This is a genomic window from Pseudomonas sp. Pse1, from assembly GCF_024519635.1.
In the GTDB taxonomy this organism is placed as follows: domain Bacteria; phylum Pseudomonadota; class Gammaproteobacteria; order Pseudomonadales; family Pseudomonadaceae; genus Aquipseudomonas.
The window spans coordinates 1-16,398 of record NZ_JALJRO010000026.1 but is presented as its reverse complement, the minus strand read 5'-3'; the positions used below and the strand labels follow the sequence as shown (position 1 = coordinate 16,398).

The 16,398-nt window shown below is 53.8% G+C and carries 12 protein-coding genes and 1 pseudogene; 7 read left to right on the top strand and 6 right to left on the bottom strand.

Annotated elements, in window-relative coordinates; genetic code table 11:
• The first annotated feature begins 314 nt into the window (after positions 1 to 314).
• From NR126_RS25790 to NR126_RS25780, 3 genes are read left to right on the top strand one after another with little or no spacing between them, the layout of a single operon-like run.
• Positions 315 to 908, top strand: a complete 594-nt coding sequence (locus NR126_RS25790; RefSeq protein WP_105755708.1) for a hypothetical protein — start codon at positions 315 to 317, stop codon at positions 906 to 908.
• Between the two features lie 31 nt (positions 909 to 939).
• On the top strand, positions 940 to 2,598 hold the full coding sequence (locus tag NR126_RS25785; protein WP_105755709.1) for an FAD-binding oxidoreductase: 1,659 nt from the start codon (positions 940 to 942) through the stop codon (positions 2,596 to 2,598).
• Positions 2,595 to 2,945 carry a cytochrome c gene (locus NR126_RS25780; RefSeq protein WP_256832240.1) on the top strand — a complete coding sequence of 117 codons (351 nt, stop codon included), beginning with the start codon at positions 2,595 to 2,597 and terminating at the stop codon, positions 2,943 to 2,945. Before NR126_RS25785 ends, NR126_RS25780 begins: the two co-directional genes overlap by 4 nt.
• 165 nt (positions 2,946 to 3,110) lie before the next feature.
• Here the strand turns inward: NR126_RS25780 and NR126_RS25775 are convergent, their stop codons facing one another.
• Positions 3,111 to 4,199, bottom strand: a complete 1,089-nt coding sequence (locus NR126_RS25775) for a methyl-accepting chemotaxis protein (protein WP_372827441.1) — start codon at positions 4,197 to 4,199, stop codon at positions 3,111 to 3,113.
• Positions 4,200 to 5,012: 813 nt separating this feature from the next.
• Here NR126_RS25775 and NR126_RS25770 point away from each other — a divergent pair.
• Entirely contained in the window at positions 5,013 to 5,822 is an 810-nt protein-coding gene (locus NR126_RS25770; RefSeq protein WP_105755712.1) for an alpha/beta fold hydrolase, read from the top strand.
• A gap of 160 nt (positions 5,823 to 5,982) precedes the next feature.
• Here the strand turns inward: NR126_RS25770 and NR126_RS25765 are convergent, their stop codons facing one another.
• From NR126_RS25765 to NR126_RS25750, 4 genes are all read right to left on the bottom strand, one after another.
• A complete protein-coding gene (locus NR126_RS25765; protein ID WP_105755713.1) occupies positions 5,983 to 8,460 on the bottom strand; it encodes an RND family transporter in 2,478 nt (825 codons plus the stop codon).
• 10 nt (positions 8,461 to 8,470) lie between these two features.
• Positions 8,471 to 9,541, bottom strand: coding sequence for a YCF48-related protein (locus tag NR126_RS25760; protein ID WP_105755714.1), 1,071 nt, complete (start codon positions 9,539 to 9,541; stop codon positions 8,471 to 8,473).
• Positions 9,542 to 9,612: 71 nt separating this feature from the next.
• Positions 9,613 to 10,962, bottom strand: coding sequence for a DUF1329 domain-containing protein (locus NR126_RS25755; RefSeq protein WP_105755715.1), 1,350 nt, complete (start codon positions 10,960 to 10,962; stop codon positions 9,613 to 9,615).
• 20 nt (positions 10,963 to 10,982) lie between these two features.
• Positions 10,983 to 12,596: a DUF1302 domain-containing protein gene (locus tag NR126_RS25750; RefSeq protein WP_256832238.1), complete on the bottom strand. Its 1,614-nt coding sequence runs from the start codon at positions 12,594 to 12,596 to the stop codon at positions 10,983 to 10,985.
• Positions 12,597 to 13,048: 452 nt separating this feature from the next.
• Between NR126_RS25750 and NR126_RS25745 the strand changes: the two genes are divergently transcribed.
• Positions 13,049 to 13,870 (top strand): SDR family NAD(P)-dependent oxidoreductase, encoded by an 822-nt coding sequence (locus NR126_RS25745; RefSeq protein WP_256832237.1) that lies wholly within the window; start codon positions 13,049 to 13,051, stop codon positions 13,868 to 13,870.
• A 130-nt stretch (positions 13,871 to 14,000) separates the two neighbouring features.
• On the opposite strand, the gene NR126_RS29095 is transcribed toward NR126_RS25745, so the two are convergent.
• Positions 14,001 to 14,948, bottom strand: a complete 948-nt coding sequence (locus tag NR126_RS29095; protein WP_105755718.1) for an AraC family transcriptional regulator — start codon at positions 14,946 to 14,948, stop codon at positions 14,001 to 14,003.
• 114 nt (positions 14,949 to 15,062) lie between these two features.
• Between NR126_RS29095 and NR126_RS25735 the strand changes: the two genes are divergently transcribed.
• Together NR126_RS25735 and NR126_RS25730 are read left to right on the top strand one after the other, a co-directional pair.
• Positions 15,063 to 16,130: an aromatic ring-hydroxylating dioxygenase subunit alpha gene (locus tag NR126_RS25735; protein ID WP_158261853.1), complete on the top strand. Its 1,068-nt coding sequence runs from the start codon at positions 15,063 to 15,065 to the stop codon at positions 16,128 to 16,130.
• Positions 16,131 to 16,196: 66 nt separating this feature from the next.
• Positions 16,197 to 16,398: pseudogene (locus tag NR126_RS25730) on the top strand (formaldehyde dehydrogenase, glutathione-independent); the annotation flags it as partial.

Genomic DNA, 16,398 nt, shown 5'->3' with positions numbered 1-16,398 from the left:
ACGGCTTAGGGGATGACCTACCCAAAGATAGCGTTGGCTCACCAGGACCTTGCGAGATTCGCGACAGGTGCACGTCGCTATCCTTCGATAGGTGCAGCTCACGCGGTCTTCATCAAAATCAGTGCTTGCGGACTACTGCATGGATCTGCCCAGTTGCAGCAATGCAGCGGGCGATAACAACAATCAGAAGCGCAGGACCTCATGACCCATTCCGATTTTTTTTGTTGCCGACTCAATTCAAATGGCGGCGACGGACCTCAGGTACTTCTGCCTGAGCGAATCCGCGCTGTAATCATCGCTAAATGGCAATCCGAATGAACCGCCGTGACTTTTTGAAAGTTGGGCTCACCTGCGGTGTGGTTGCCGGTTTCAACTCCAACGTGATTGCCGAAAGCCTCGACGCTGCTGCGCTGCGCCAACCCGACTTAGTCATCGCTGATAACCGGTTCGAGGCGAGCCAACGCTTTGGTAGTGAGGCAGCACGCAATGGTCTGCCCCACCACATGATCGACGGAGATATCACCGACCTGTGGTTTGAAACACTGGACCCACAGTGGCGCCGGCATCCGACAATCATTGCAGGCATGACAGCCCCGCAACCGCTCTTTTGCCTTGAGCGCCTTGCTCAGGACCGCGGCATGAGAGTTGTCCTGCGCATCACTCATGAAGCTTTGCCGAACAATCAGCTAAGCCATCAGATTGAAACGACAGAGCATTTGCTTCAGCCATTGAGCCAGCTTCTGGAGGGCCCGGATTGGAGCGAGCGCATGGCCAGGCTGGCCGGTGTCTGCTCGTGGCGTGGTACTCCGGGTTCGTGCAGCTCGCATCGCATCATTTCAGGGACTGCTGACGCCAGCCTGCTTGTCAGTCCACTCGTCAGCTGGGTTATCGCTCCGCTGATCAGCTGACACATCACAGTTCGATTTACGAGGTATAGATATGCAAACCCCGCCCGGCGTCAGCGCCGAAGACTTCGCCCAGGCACTCGGTAAATTCAGCCAAGTGGTAGGAGACGAATGGGTCTTTACCAGCCAGGAAGACTTACATCTGTATCGCGACTCTTACTCGCCATACTGGGGAGAGCCCGAAGAAATTCTCGCATCGGCGGCAGTGGCTCCATCAAGTACTGAAGAAGTTCAGCAACTGATGCGCATCGCCAACCAGTTCAAGATCCCGATGTATCCGATCTCCACAGGGAAAAACCTGGGCTATGGAGGGTCAGCACCCACCTGCTCAGGTTCGGTGGTACTGGATCTGAAGCGAATGAACCGCATCCTGGAGGTTAACGAGAAGCAGGCCTACTGCGTCGTAGAGCCAGGGGTCAGCTACTTCGACCTTTACCGTTATCTGCAGGAAAAAAACATCAAGTTGTGGATGGATGTTCCTGACCCAGGCTGGGGGAGCATGTTGGGGAACGCTGTAGATCGCGGAGCAGGTTATACGGCTGCACAGTTTCGCAACCATTTCGATGCTCATTGTGGAATGGAAGTGGTGCTGGCCAATGGTGAGGTAATGAGAACTGGTATGGGAGCGATGCCAGGCGCAGAGACCTGGCAGCTCTACAAGACTGGCTTTGGTCCTTGGGTTGACGGTATTTTCAGCCAGTCAAACTTTGGCATTGTGACCAAGATGGGATTTTGGTTGATGCCTGAACCAGAGGCATTTCTAAAAGGCACAGTGCACCTGTCCAGCTATCGGGACCTCATACCGTTGGTGGACATCATGACCGAGATGGAGAATCAAAAGATCTTTACCGGCTTTCCGGACATCAACAGCCCTCTGCTGGGATCGCCGAGTTTGGCCGGCCTGCACGACTTCCTGCTCCACGGGCCGGTGGCACGAGATGCCGAGTACAAAGCACTGGCGGACCGCGGCGCGAAACCGCAAGAGTATGAAGGCTACGGCAAGCAACATGGCATCCCTTTTTGGAATGGCGCCTTCACTTTCTACGGTCCCGAAAAAATCATTCGCGCTCAATGGGAATATGTCCAGGAACGCTTTCGCAAAGCAATTCCTGACGCCAAATTTGAGGAAAGTGAGTATTACGATCTGCCCCTGTCGCCAGAGCAGCAAAAGCAGGTGCAGTATCCCGCTCAGTTTGGCATTCCCAACATGCGCGCCTTTTCGATCGGTGCACGCTCTCACTGGAATCCCGCGCCACCTTCCGACGGTCATGCGTGGTTTTCTCCGATAATTCCCCGAGACGGTGAAGCCATTCTTAAAATCAATGAAGTGCTCGGAACAGCCGCTCGGAAACTCGGCGTGCCATTTGCTTTCGCCCTCAACGTCCCCGTCCCCTGCTGGGAACGGTGCTTTGTTTTCATCATCCCGTTCTGGATCTCAAAAGATCCTGCAAAGAACAAACAGACGCGGGCAGCGTTTCGCGCATTGATCAAAATTGCCGCGGAAAATGGCTGGGGTGAATACCGAACCGCCACCGCCTTCCAGGGCGATGTCATGGATACCTACTCCTTCAACAACAATATTCTATTGCGCTTCCATGAAACGCTGAAGGATGCCGTTGACCCTAATGGCATCATCTCTCCGGGGCGCTATGGAATTTGGCCGAAGAATCTACGGCAGGAGAAAAAACCATGAAGCCGTCACTCCTGGCCCTCCTCGCAAGTGCGCCCCTAAGCTGGGCCATAACCGCAGACGCCGCAGAAAACCAAGGCAAGTTGGTGTATGAGAAGTGGTGTGCTCCTTGCCACTCTCGAGGGGAGGTCTATCCCGGCACTACGGCCTTGGATGCGCGATATAAAGGAGCCGTTCCAGCAAGCCTCGAGGACCGCTCGGAACTTTCGCCAGAACTGGTCAAGTACTTCGTTCGCAATGGCATTTCGGTGATGCCATTTTTCCGCAAAACAGAAATCAACGATATTGAGTTGGACTCCCTGGCGCGCTACCTCGCCGAGCCTGCAAACAAAAAGCAGACTGGCAATTAACGGTAATTGAGCCCATAGCCGTTCGACAAATCTTCCACTTCAGGACTTTAGGAGCGCGGTAGCGTCAGCAGATCCATGGCTGACCAGCTACCAAGCTCCTCTTTTTGTTGCGCCACCAATCATCCTTTGCGCACTGGCATTACGCGCCTGGGCCAACGCCAGCTTTCAATTCACACGAAAGCTGCCAACCCATTGTTGTAGTTCGCCACTCAGTTGCGTGAGGGTGACACTGCATTGGGCGCTGCCTTTCACATTCGATGCGGTGCTGTCCGCCAAATCCCGTACCCGTGTCACACTGCGCCCGACATCTTCTGCCACTGCGTGCTGTTGTACGGCAGCAGCAGCGATTTGCTGATTCATCTGCTCAATCAGCGAGACGGCGATACTGATTTCTCCAAGCGCCATGCGTGCCTTGCCTGCGAGTTCTACGGTTTGGCGGGTGAGCGTGAGGCTTTCTCGACTTTGCGCAACGGCTTCGCCAGCAATGCTCTGCAAGCTATGTGTAAGCAGGTCGATTTCTGCAGTGGACTCCTGAGTCCGCCTGGCCAAGGCTCGCACTTCCGTCGCCACGACGGCAAAGCCGCGTCCCTGATCACCGGCTCGCGCAGCTTCGATTGCCGCATTGAGGGCAAGCAGGTTGGTCTGTTCTGCCACTGATCGAATGACGTCAAGCACGCCACTGATTCGATTGCTTTCCGTCTCCAGGCGAACCACCGACTCGGTAGAGCGCTCAACGCCGAGCACCAGTCGATCAATCTGCCGTACCGTCTCACCGACAACGTCCACTCCGGCTGTTGCCTGACGTTCCGCCAACTCTGCGGCCCCTCGGGTCTGCTGCGTATTATCAGCCACTTCCTGAACGCTCGCGACCATCTGCGTCATCGCCGACGCAGCCTGCTCAGACTCTTGCACCTGAACCTGGGCAGTATTTTGACTGGCAATGCCATATTCAGAAAACGCCTGCGCAACCTGCCCAAGTTGATGGATGCCATCGCCGATTCCAGTCACCAACCCCCGCAATCCGTCACACATTCGCTGCATGGAAGCATACAACTGACCTATTTCGTCACGCCGATGACTGTCCATCCGAACCGCCAGATTTCCTTTTGCAACGTCTTGCAGTACCCCTACCGCCTTTCGTAAAGGACCCACTATTTGGGCCTGAAGCACGAAGGTAGAGCCTGCCGCGACGAAAAGGAGCAGAAGCACGCTGGCGCCGAGCGACTGGAATATGCGTGTTTTCAACGCAAGCATTTCATGGCTTTGTGCGGAGTAGACCTCTTTTCCTAACTCGAGAAGCCGCCGAGCATCTTTGTCCAAGCCGGTGTTAAGCGCCTCGATTTCCTGACGCCCAGTAAATAAGCCGACGGAATCGGTCAGGCGGACCAAATCATCCAGGTTTTGAGCATAGTGTCCCGCTGCCGACGCCATTTCACCCAGAACATTCGCAGAGGAATGTCCCGGTTGACTGACCCGCAGGCGATCAAGTTCTTGCTTGAGTTCACCGATCAACTTTTGCGCTTGCCTTGCAGCCTCTGCTGAGCGAGTGAGGGCAAAGTCCCTTTGAGCGATCTGTACTTCTAATTGCCGGGCATTGATATCAGAAATGAGGGTGATGAAGGTTCCCTGCTGGAATATCGCAGACATGCTGTAAAACCCTAACCCGGCAACACCTAAGGCGATGATCAGCAGAAAACCAAAAGCGAGTAACAACTTCCTTCCAATTGACAGATCGACCAAGTTTCGCATTGTTATTTTCTCGGTAGTGGAATACTGCGGAGGTCCTGTGCAGCACGAATGGTTATCTGCTGCAGATCCAGGCTGATCCGTTTGTTTAGGTGAATGAGCCCATTGTCATTGCTCATTCCTAGAATCCCATCAAGCATTTTTCGACAACGCCTGCCGGAAGATAGGTGAGGTGAAGAAAGTCTGATCTCGATACTGAACTGGATGCCTATGGCGTCGACTCGGCGTGGACGAAATATGAAGCGAAGGTGCGTTTTTCCATAACGCTACGCCTCCATACTTCGTACTTATACAGCGGACCTATCATCAGGAGTGCATTTTATGAGCAGCTTTCCATTCGGCGACCGCAGGGTTGATCACCGCACTTACATCCGAAAAGAATTCAACATTGATAACACTGGAACTGTCGTATATCAAAACGGAACGGGTGAGTCGTTGGTGTATTTCCATGGAGCCGGAACCTGGCATGGAATAGGGTTTTCCGATCAGTGGGACAAGTACTTTACGACGTATCTGCCCTACCATCCGGGTTTCGGCGCGTCGGCAATCAACCCTCGAATTGATTCAATTCAAGGTTATGTCGATCACTACGCCAAGCTATTTGACGTGTTGGACCTGGATCGCGTTCACCTGGTCGGAACCTCGCTTGGGGGATACCTCGCTGCCGAGTTTGCGGCGCAGCATGGCTCGCGCGTAAATCGTTTAGTGCTCGCGTGTCCCGCCGGCCTTGATGTGAAAGAGCATCCGCCCACTGACCTGAGTAAAGTTCCGCCAGAGCAGATCCCCAACTACCTGGTACACAATGTCAGCAGCCTGGCGCCCTACCTCCCTGAAGGGCCAGATGAAGAATTCAATGCCATGCGCAAGAAGGAAGGAGATTCAGCCTGCCGGTTATTACTCAACGGGAAAATGATAAATACCGCGATGCCTTCGACCCTGCAGAAAATTCAAACGCCTACCCTGGTTGTCTGGGGTAAAGAAGACAGAATTCTTCCGGTCGGCCAAGCCGGACACTGGCAACAAGCCCTTCCCCACTGCGAAGTGAACATAGTGGGAAATGCAGGGCACCTGGTACTGGACGAATCCGAAACCGCTCGCCATGCCGTTCGTGAATTCCTGCTGCGCGATTAATCAATAAGCGCGCAACACCATCGCAATGTCCGGCTTCCAGCGTTTCGACAAAACCTCGGGCCATCCACCGCCGAGAGCCGTAAACAAGTGCGGCATCATCCACCCGCAGTATTCAAAAAGAACGCCGCACTCAGTGCGGCGTTGATTGAACGATGCTTGCTTAGACGCCTCTCACTTCCAGCGACGCACGACTACATTTCCGACTCTGAGGCTCTTGTAGCTCGTCGAACTCGCAAGACTCAACGGCGGCATGTTGACTCTCGCGAGCCTGAAGCTGTGGTTTCAGCAGGAAACTGGCCAACGCGGGCAGCAAGATCAGCGCACCGAACATGTTTACAAGGAACATGAAGGCCAACAGCATACCCATATCGGCTTGAAACTTGATGGGTGAGAACACCCAAGTCGCAACGCCCGCCGCCAATGTCGCGCCAGTGAGCATCACCACTCGCCCCACGAACAGCAGTGAACGGTAGTACGCTTCACCGAGTGATGCCCCCATACGCATCCAGGCTAACGTCACACTTAAGATATACAGCGCATAGTCGATCCCGATTCCTACTCCCAAAGCCGTTACGGGTAGCGTAGCGACCTTCAGCCCAACGCCCACCCAAACCATCAGCGCTTCGGCAAGAATACTTGTCAATACGAGCGGTACCACTGCGACCACCACCGCTTGCCAGGAGCGAAATGCAACCAGTGCAAGCACAATGACGACGAGATAGACCCCGACCAGCATCAAGTAGTTGTGGTGCTTGACCACTTGATTGGTCGCCGCCTCAATGCCTGCGTTCCCCGCAGCGAGCAAGAACTTCACGTTTGCGGTGTCGTTCTCCTTGGCAAAAGCCTCAACAACTTCCACCGTTTGCTGGAGTGTCTGCGCCTTGTGGTCTTTCAGGTAGGCATACACGGTGAGCAGATCACAATTAGTGTTAAGCAGCCCCCGAGGCGTTTGACCGATCAGCGAGTTCAAGGCCGCTTGATTGGGCAGAATTTCTGCCCACTTGAAACTGCCTTCGCTGTAAGCAGAAGTCATTTGCCTGGCCAAGTTTGCGAATGAGTTGGTGGCCTCGACGCCGGGTAATTGCCCCAGGAGGATTTGCAGATCGCGGACCTTCACCAGCGTTTCGTAGTTAACACATTGATCAGGAGGGGTCTTGACCATAATTGCCATGACATCACTGCTGGTCGCGTAATGGCTGGTCAAATAGGCGTTATCCAGATTGTATCGAGAATCGGCACGTAATTCCGGTGCCCCGGCATCCAGATCACCCACCTGCAACCGCGACGCAACCACTAAACCGGCTACCGCCAATATCACTGCGCAGGCAATCGCGCCAATAGCCCAGCGCCGCTGGGTGAAAAGTGTCAGCACTCGCCACAGGGAAAGCCTTCCATGAGCCGCGTCCAGGGAATTTTGCTCTTGGACAAGAGCCCGTTTGGCCGCCCGGTCGTTGACCCCTGTATAGGTTAACAGGACGGGCAGCAGGATTAGATTGGTGAAGATCAGAATGGCCACGCCGATACTCGCAGCGATGGCTAACTCGCGAATCGCCTGAATATTGACCATGAACAGCACTGCAAAGCCGACCGCATCACAAACCAACGCTGTGAAGCCGGCCATGAACAAACGCCGGAAGGTATTGCGTGCCGCATGAAGACGATGCATGCCGCGGCCGATATCCTGCATCACACCATTCATTTTTTGCGCGCCGTGACTCATGCCAATGGCAAAGATGAGGAACGGAACCAGAATCGAATAGGGGTCCAGGCGAAAGCCAATCAACGGTAAGATCCCCAACTGCCAAACCACAGCGATAAGGGAACAGGTCACAACCAACAAAGTACTTCGCACGCAATGGGTGAACCAAAAAACCATCGCAGCCGCAATGGCGACGGCAATTGCAAAGAATATTAATATCTGGCTCAAGCCATCAATCAGATCGCCGACGACTTTTGCAAAGCCGACGATATGAATACTGACACCCTGACCTTCGTACTTCCTCCTGATGTTTTCCAGCTGCTTGGATAGCTCACCGTAGTGAAGCGCCTTCTGCGCTTGAGCGTCATAATCCAACAAGGGAACAACGATAGCGCTCGACCGAAAGTCGGCAGCCACCAATTTTCCGACTTCTCCCGAACGAAGAATGTTAAGCCTCAACTGTTCCAGGCTGGAAGGACTGCCATCGAACGTATCCGGCATGACCGGGCCGCCATCGATCCCCACTTCGGTCACCATCAACCAACGGGTGCTGCGAGTCCACAAGGACTGCAAAAAGGGTCGCTCTACGCCGGGAATGGTGACGATTTCATCGTTTATTTTTCGCAAGGTCTCTAAATAGTCGGCGTTCAGAATGCTATCGCCCTGGGTAGCAACCACCACTCTGAGGGTATTTCCCAGGCCTTGCAGATCGGCCTCATTAGCGAAATAGTTTTGAATATATGGGTGATCATTAGGAATCACTGCCTTGAAGCTTGCATTCAGGTCAATATGACGAGCACTCCACCCTAGGCAAACCGTTACTAGCGCGCAGAACATCACGACAAACAGGCGATTGTTAAATAAAACCCGCTCAAGAAGCGTACCGGCAGCAGGATCAAAATCTTCGACCTTTGTCGCCGAGGTTGTCTCAATTTTCATGGTTGGAATCTCACGGCGCAGGGACGGTTTGTGGCCCAAGAGGCCCCACCGCAATCAAACTTTTGGCGGAAACAGGAAGAACGTAAGCAGTGGGCAAGCCCCGAACCGGCAGCAAATTGAAAGTGCTTCCTCGGTCCTGGCTGGAGATCATTTGACCATTTTCCGCCACTAACAGAATGGAGCCATCTTGAAGTACCGCCCCCGCTTGAATGGAAGCCTCAATACCAGTGCTGACTCTATTCCAAGTCTTTCCGTCGTCCAGGCTGCGTAACACTTTCCCGCGCAATCCATAAGCCACAAAGACGTGATTGTCAGGAGATAGAACGCCAAACAGTGTTCCTTCGGAAGGGGTCTCACGGTGAAACTCTTCGGCCGTGATCTGACGCTGAACAATGCCTTGTTCACCCACCAGCAACAGGCCCTGGTCCGTCTTAGCTATACCGTAGTAATGCAGGCCCATCGGGTTATCGAGTTGTCTGTCCAGAGAGACCCAGTGTTTACCACCATCCAGGGTGCTCAGCGCATAGCCGAAGGCCCCTACGATGGTGACTTTTTGCCTGTCCTCAACATGGAGGGCGAGAAAAGGTTTGTCCGGGCCATCGTTAATCAACCGCTCAGCTTGATCGACGCTAATACCCTTGGCGATCCCTGGGGCACCCGTCGCTGATCGGGAGGCGGCGTCATGGATAAGTTGAGCGACTTGAACACCATCCAGTTGGCGACTCCAGGTTTCGCCAGCGTCCTCAGTGCGAAGTACCACACCTGAATGACCGATTGCCCAGCCAACGTTTGCATCCGCGAACTCGACAGCCGTAAGCAGTACACTGGTGGGCACCTTGGCTTGGCGCCAACTCTGACCTTGGTCATCTGAGAGGACGATACGGCCCGACTCGCCGACAGCTACCAGGCGCTCGCCTGCTTTGGTCACGCCCAGAAGAAACGTTGAAGCTGGCTGGAGTACTTCACGGGCAGGACGGTCCAACACAGCGGGTCGGCTTTGCTCGGCACTTGCGCCATATGCAGCGACAACCAGATACAGTGCGCTCAACCAATGAGCTGCGCGCGCGATCGTATAAACCATCTTATGACCCCCTTGAGCAATAGCTCCGCTCAGTAATGTCCGAGCGACCGTGGGTCGCCCGGACCATGGTTTTAACGCAGGGCGTCTTGTACCAATGCTTCAGCGGAATAAAAGGAACGAGGCTTCGGGGTGACCGGAAGGTACTTGGTGTCCAACTCGCCCAAGGTATAAGCCTGTTGTTGAAAGTCTATTGACATAAAAGGTCGCATCACCACACCGGGCAGATCATAGTTAACAACCGGGTAGTTGATCGCACCGCGATAGAGCTTGTTTTGAGAGTCCCAAAGGTCCGCCATAACGATGGCCCATGTATCCTCGTCCATATAGACACGGCGCTTGGGCACAACGTTTCGAACGCCAGGCTTAAGCGTCGCCTCAACCTCCCAAACCCGATGCAGCTCCCAACGAATGACATTCGGATTAAGCACTTTTGGAGTCAACAACTCCTCCGGAGTAACGGAAAAAAGCTTGTTGGTATTATAAGGAATATACATCTCCTTCTTTCCGACCAACTTCCAATCGTATTGCTCCGGGGAACCGAAGAACCCATAGGCCTCATCGAACTGAGTCAAGCCGGACATCAGGAAATTTGGCGTATCAAACTGCACATTAGGTAGCTTTCTAACCCGGCGCTGACCCGGCATATATTGCCATGAGCCTGGCTGCTGGCTGGTGAAGTCTTGCGGCCAAATGCCAATCAATGCCTCACCTGCACTGCGACCCGGAGCGGTGGTTAACGATCGATGCCATTGAAAGAACCCATCAAAATCCTTTTCGCCACCAGGTAACGCATATCGATAGAAGCCGTCCATTTTTAACGCAGCCGTCAACGAAGAACGCCCCTTGCTATCGACCATATACATTCCACCCTCCATTTCCACTCCGACTCCTTTCCAGGACAGGAAGTGGTTCCAAAGAACTTCTGAACCATTCTTCGGTAATGGGAACGGGATACCACCGTAGGCATGGGTGACACCCACACCATCGCCACTGAGCTGCGCCGTAGCAGCATTGGTTTTCGTGTAGTTATAAAAAGCCTCGGGAGCCGACGCGGTGCGATGCGTTGGGTATACATCAAGGCGCCACTCGGGATTTTGCTGTAACAGCAACTGCACCGTTTGAGATAGTTGATCCTTGTAGGCTGCGGCGTTCTTGCTGTTAATAACCAAAACTGGTTTTTCGTCTGGAAAAGGATCACTGTTCATACTGCCCGGCTTGTGGCCAGCAGGCATGCCTTTATAACCACCCGACCACGCAGGAATACTACCTGATGCGTTGCCCGATCGCTCGGCACCAAGCGGCGTAAGCTCGCTATTCAATTTCGCCGCCTCCGCAGGGGTAACAGCGGCTCGAACAGGAGTATTGATAAGCGCTACGAAAAACGCAGCCGATAGCAGAAATTTCACACTGTGATTATTCATGAAAAAATACCTGATTGCATTTAGAAGGATCGACTGACAGACGCCATCAGGAAATCACGCCCCGAGTAGTAATTACCCGACTCACTACCAAAGAAGTGGGTCGCATTAAGCCCCAACTTCCAGTCCTGCTGGTAAGTACCGACCACGCCGACAGTGAGATCGCCCCCTTCGTTACTACCATAATTATTAAACGCCGCGGAAATCGGAGACTTACCTTTAAAGTTGTAGCCAAGACCAATTGGAAGTTCGATATCCAGACTTGGCATCACCTGGAAGTATTGAAATGTGGTAACGCCGCGAATACCGTAAACCGAATCATCTAAACTGGTATCACGTTGCTCCTTGTTTTTGGTGACCTCAAGCAGTTTATGTCCTGCCAACTCTGCGGCGATACTGACACCATCCCACGCGGGCCCGGCGTTTCCGACCCAGATTGCCGATACCTGGGCGTGCAGTGTGTTGCCCAGGACATCCGGGACAAGTACATTGCCGTTTGCCCGAAGCGGTACACCATCGCGGTAAGATATCTCCCCTCCAAGGTTCAGCGAGCCGTACGACATGTTGGCGCTTAAACCATACAGTTCAATCTTCTCCTTATAATCGAGAAAGTACTGTCCAATCGAACCCGTTGCCGGATCAAAGCCGCCGGAAGGGACGGTATTGACACGGGGAGTTTTGTCATTATAGCGAAGTGCATAAGCGCCAATATCGAGATTCAAGTCGACTGGTCGCCAGCGCACCGACACCCCATATTGCGCAGCGTCCGGTTCTTTATCAGAAGCACGATAAAAATAGGCACCAGGGCCCGCTATGATTCGTTCACCGCCTTCGTCCAAAAGGTCAACTGACGACAAATAACTGCCCGCCGGAGGGATACGGGTTTTTTCCCATTCAAACTGGTAGTAGCCTTCGACTACCCAACTATCGGATAACAGCACACTCATCGAAAGCTGGTTGGTCGGCAGGAACACTTCCTGCGCTTTAATATTAGGAACGCTTAACGCTTTGTAAGCATCCACAGGTGCCATACCGGCAGCGATGCCGTTATCAGTAAAAAACAGACTTTCGCCCCAAATAAGCGTGTGTTGACCTAAACGCATACTGACCGGCACATCCATCGGCGTAAACTGACCGGATATAAAGGCGTTCATCAGTTCGATTTTCTTACCCGCCCACTTTTCTGTCTGGTCGGTAAAATGATCGTTACTGACTGAGTAAGGGTTGAATGTCGCTGGCGAGTTATTATCGTTGCTGCGATTGTAAACGTTGTCGTACCAGGCCGCGCCACTCAGACTCAGTCCAAAGTTTTTCCAACGCGCATTGAATTCGCTCAACCAGTCAAACCGGTTCATCATCAATGATCCCTTATCAAAATTCCGATCAGGATCATCGACGTTCGGATTGGCCAGGTTTTTATCATTGGGTTCACCGAGGCGGGAACCCAGGGAGTACTTGAGGGTGTTGGTCCAGTTAACGTCGACTTCGCCCACTTCGAACTGTGCTGCGCGAACAGCTGAACTGGTACTGAGCGTTGCTAACGCGATGCCCAGAAATGCAGCGGTGGGTAACGCCGTCGATGTAAATTCGCCTTTTTTTCCAGCGTTGAAACAGATACGGTCTTTATTAATCGCCATTATTATTGTTCTCCGATTATCGGTAAGGCTCATATTTTGACCAGGCAGGTGAAGCCTGACTTTTGAGTCCTATCCAGCCGCCAGTTAGCCGCTGTGAGCCGAACGTACGGAGTCGGCACAACCGGGAACACCTATCCAAAGATAGACCCGCCTTTGCTTGAATCTCCCCCACTTTTTGCCAAGGCGTGCGGCTAACCCGCGAACATCTGTTAACGCCCGTCACCTTTTCTTATTTGTCCAATATCGCAGGCTAGAGCTCTTGCGCTCTCCTGTTTGGCCTTCCGGCGCCGCAGTAAGGCAGGTCGTCTGTCGGTGCAAGCAGACACCCAAGTTCACGTGGCCCAAGGCAAAACGGCTGGCGCGTCGATCCAACCGCCATCCGATAGGTGCTGCATGACCCGCCTCTCGGTAATAACAACTACCCATCCAATACAAAAACAGCGAGATTTGAGATGAGTACAGCCTCACGTTTGTTCGACGTATCCGGTCGAGTTTGTGTAGTCACTGGTGGAGCAAGCGGTATCGGATTGGCCTGCGCAGAAGCGCTTGCAGAAAATGGTGCAAAAATCACCCTGATGGATATCAATGCCCATTCCCTTGATGACGCAGTCTCTTCGCTCACTCGCCGCGGCTTTGATGTACGTGGTGAACTCGTGGACGTCAGCGACCGGGCGTCCGTCGCCAATGCATTTCAAAACACAGTCACTCATTACGGAAGGCTGGACGTGGTGTTCGCGAATGCAGGGATCGATTCGGGTCCTGGTTTTCTTGGGCGCGAGGGGCAGCGACTTATGGAAGGTAGCCTGGAAAACCTCGACCTCAGCAATTGGGAGCGAGTCATGGCGATCAATCTGAATGGCGTGCTGTACTGTCTGCAGGAATCAGCCAGACATATGAAACCCCAGGGTTCCGGCAAGATCGTGGTGACCACATCGATTGCAAGCTGTCTCAATGCCGCCTGGGTAGGCACGTCTTACTTCCCGGCAAAGGCCGGCGCCTCCCATTTGATGCGTCAAGCCGCTTTGGAGCTGGCCAGGTATAACATTCAGGTGAATGCCATTGCCCCGGGTGCATTCGCTACCAATATCGCAGATGGCCATGTCAACGATCCCGCAATGCGGCGGTTGCTGGAGGCGGGAAACCCGCAGCATCGCGTTGCTGAGCCCGCAGAAATCAAGGGGGTTGCCCTCCTCCTCGCCTCTGCAGCGTCTTCCTACATCACCGGTACCGAAATCGTTATCGACGGTGGCGGCCTGTTAGGCCAGGCAGACTAACCGGAGCCGCAGAGCAAACGCCCTTATCCGCAGTGCCAGCCTGATGCTGGCGCTGCTGATTCAGAACGATGATCCAACACACTTGATCGAATCGTTGCGCAAGGGTTGGCCCTCTGCTCAACACCGATGACTATGCCTTGCTATAGCGCAACGGAGGTACTCCAAATCGCCTGCGAAACACCTCGCGAAAGGCACGCTCCGATTGATACCCCACGGCTTCAGCCACCCGAGCAACCGGATTGCCGGCGCGCAGATGCTCCGCCGCCACCTGCATCCGAAGATCTATCAAATAATCGATGGGCGACTGACCCACCAGTCGAGTGAAGCGGCGACCAAAGGTATGACGAGACATTCCCGCCTCTTCCGCCAGTGACTCGGTGGTCCAGTGCTCACCGGGGCGCGCATGCATGGAAACCAGAGCCTGGCGAATGCGTCGATCCGCCAGCCCCTGCAGCCAGCCGCTACTCTCCCTTGGAACTGACAGCGCATGCGCTCGGATAAAACTTGTAAAAATCAAGTTTGAAAGATGTGCAGCAGTCGCCACGTAACCGGCGCGGTTGGCCGTATCTTCGCTGACGAGAAACTCCAGCATTGAATTCATCCAGGGGAACATGCCACTGGCACTCCCGTGCAGGTGAATCATCTGGGGCAATGACCGTAACAACGGATTGCTGTCCGCGGCCTGAAGTAAAAAGGCGAGAATCATCATCCGCCCCACCTTTTCGCCCTGCCCCAACTCCAGTCCGGAAATAGGAGCCGCCTGCCGTTCTCCGGCGACCAGCAACGGTAATCCTCTCGCGTGCCAGTAATCCATCAAATCGATGCATTCCGCGTCAGGGCTCGAGGCCACCCTATACGCAGCGCCGTGCAATATCAGTACCGAGTCGCCCGGTTCGAGCCGAACCGGGGCTTGTCCGGCAACCATCAACCACAGCGGGGCATCCAGGCAACACAACGTGAAGGCGCTGGCGGCAGAAAAGCAGGGGACCCTTAGCCCCCACGGATCCCCCAGCGCATAGATGCCGCCCGAGTTCACCTCTACCTTAAGAGATAAAAGTACTTCGCCTAGAAGATCCACACGCCCCCCAATGTGATGAATTCAGCCGAAAAACGATGCTATACGGCATGGAAGACTAATCCTCTCATCCATAAGCTGACGATACAAATACAACAACAAGCCACCGGAGGATTTATGTATTTGCACAACTGCTGGTATGTGGCAGCGTGGAACTATGAGGTGACTGACGGGCTGGTTGCTCGAACCATTATCAATGAGCCAATCGTGCTCTATCGCATGGAAAACGGCGCCATCGCCGCCCTCCAGGACCGCTGCTGCCATCGCTCGGCGCCGTTATCCATAGGGAGAAAAGAAGGCGACTCCGTTCGCTGCATGTACCACGGTCTGAAGTTTGACAGTTCAGGCAAATGCACCGAGATACCTGGTCAAGACACCGTTCCTGCGCAAACATGCGTCCGTAGCTTCCCTGTCATTGAGCAACACAGTTGGGTATGGGTCTGGCTCGGCGACCCACAGCAGGCAGATCCCGCGCTTATTCCTCCAGCTGTAGGTCATGATCATCCAGATTGGATTTTCAGATCAGGCAGCATCGAATATCAAGCCAACTATCAGTTGGTTAACGACAACCTGCTGGACTTTTCACACCTCTATTTCCTCCATCCAGAAAGCTTCGGCATGGGCATAGATTGGGCACACGTTCGACCGAAGGTTAGCCGGCTCGATCGCGGAGTACGTGTCGAACGTTGGTTACCTGCACAACCCACACCGAATCACATTAAAGGGGTCGTTGATTCCGACACCGTGGATATTTTCACGGCTTACGATTATCTGGCACCAGGCGTGATGGTGATGAACTCGTACAGTTTTCCACGCGGCACCCTGGAGCAATTCAACGGTGAAAAACCGCAAGGTGTGGCCCCGATCACTCACGACGTGACATGCCAGGCCATCACGCCAACCAATGACGATACCTCTCGGTACTTCTTCTCATGGGCGCCTAATCGCCACGCTCTTGCCGGATGCAGCGAGAAACTTGCCGATGACATGATCGCCATCGCACGTATGGCCTTCGAGGAAGATCGGGTCATGATTGAAGCACAAGCCCGCGTCCTTCAACACACGCCAAATCCAAAGCAGGTACCGATTGCTTTCGACAATGCCCTGTCTCAGATGCGCTGGGTTCTGGATAAATTGAAGAAAGAAGAGAGAGCACGGGCGCAACAGGTCGCAACCTCTCAGTAATTCTCACACAACATCAGTAATTGCAGCATCAAAGGTCGGCGACCTCACAACACAGGAGAACACTCTATGTCTGGTAATCGCGGTGTGGTTTATCTGGGGGCGGGCAACGTTCAAGTACAAAATATCGATTATCCGAAGATGCAGGATCCTCGGGGTCGGAAGATCGAACACGGTGTCATTCTCAAGGTCATATCCACCAACATCTGCGGCTCAGACCAGCACATGGTGCGCGGCCGTACCACCGCCCAGACCGGCCTGGTGCTGGGTC

Bases quoted from the DNA above. Each gene is read 5' to 3' on its own strand.
- NR126_RS25790 (WP_105755708.1), top strand. From the start codon at position 315: ATGAACCGCCGTGACTTTTTGAAAGTTGGGCTCACCTGCGGTGTGGTT.
- NR126_RS25785 (WP_105755709.1), top strand. From the start codon at position 940: ATGCAAACCCCGCCCGGCGTCAGCGCCGAAGACTTCGCCCAGGCACTC.
- NR126_RS25780 (WP_256832240.1), top strand. From the start codon at position 2,595: ATGAAGCCGTCACTCCTGGCCCTCCTCGCAAGTGCGCCCCTAAGCTGG.
- NR126_RS25775 (WP_372827441.1), bottom strand. From the start codon at position 4,199: ATGCTTGCGTTGAAAACACGCATATTCCAGTCGCTCGGCGCCAGCGTG.
- NR126_RS25770 (WP_105755712.1), top strand. From the start codon at position 5,013: ATGAGCAGCTTTCCATTCGGCGACCGCAGGGTTGATCACCGCACTTAC.
- NR126_RS25765 (WP_105755713.1), bottom strand. From the start codon at position 8,460: ATGAAAATTGAGACAACCTCGGCGACAAAGGTCGAAGATTTTGATCCT.
- NR126_RS25760 (WP_105755714.1), bottom strand. From the start codon at position 9,541: ATGGTTTATACGATCGCGCGCGCAGCTCATTGGTTGAGCGCACTGTAT.
- NR126_RS25755 (WP_105755715.1), bottom strand. From the start codon at position 10,962: ATGAATAATCACAGTGTGAAATTTCTGCTATCGGCTGCGTTTTTCGTA.
- NR126_RS25750 (WP_256832238.1), bottom strand. From the start codon at position 12,596: ATGGCGATTAATAAAGACCGTATCTGTTTCAACGCTGGAAAAAAAGGC.
- NR126_RS25745 (WP_256832237.1), top strand. From the start codon at position 13,049: ATGAGTACAGCCTCACGTTTGTTCGACGTATCCGGTCGAGTTTGTGTA.
- NR126_RS25735 (WP_158261853.1), top strand. From the start codon at position 15,063: ATGTATTTGCACAACTGCTGGTATGTGGCAGCGTGGAACTATGAGGTG.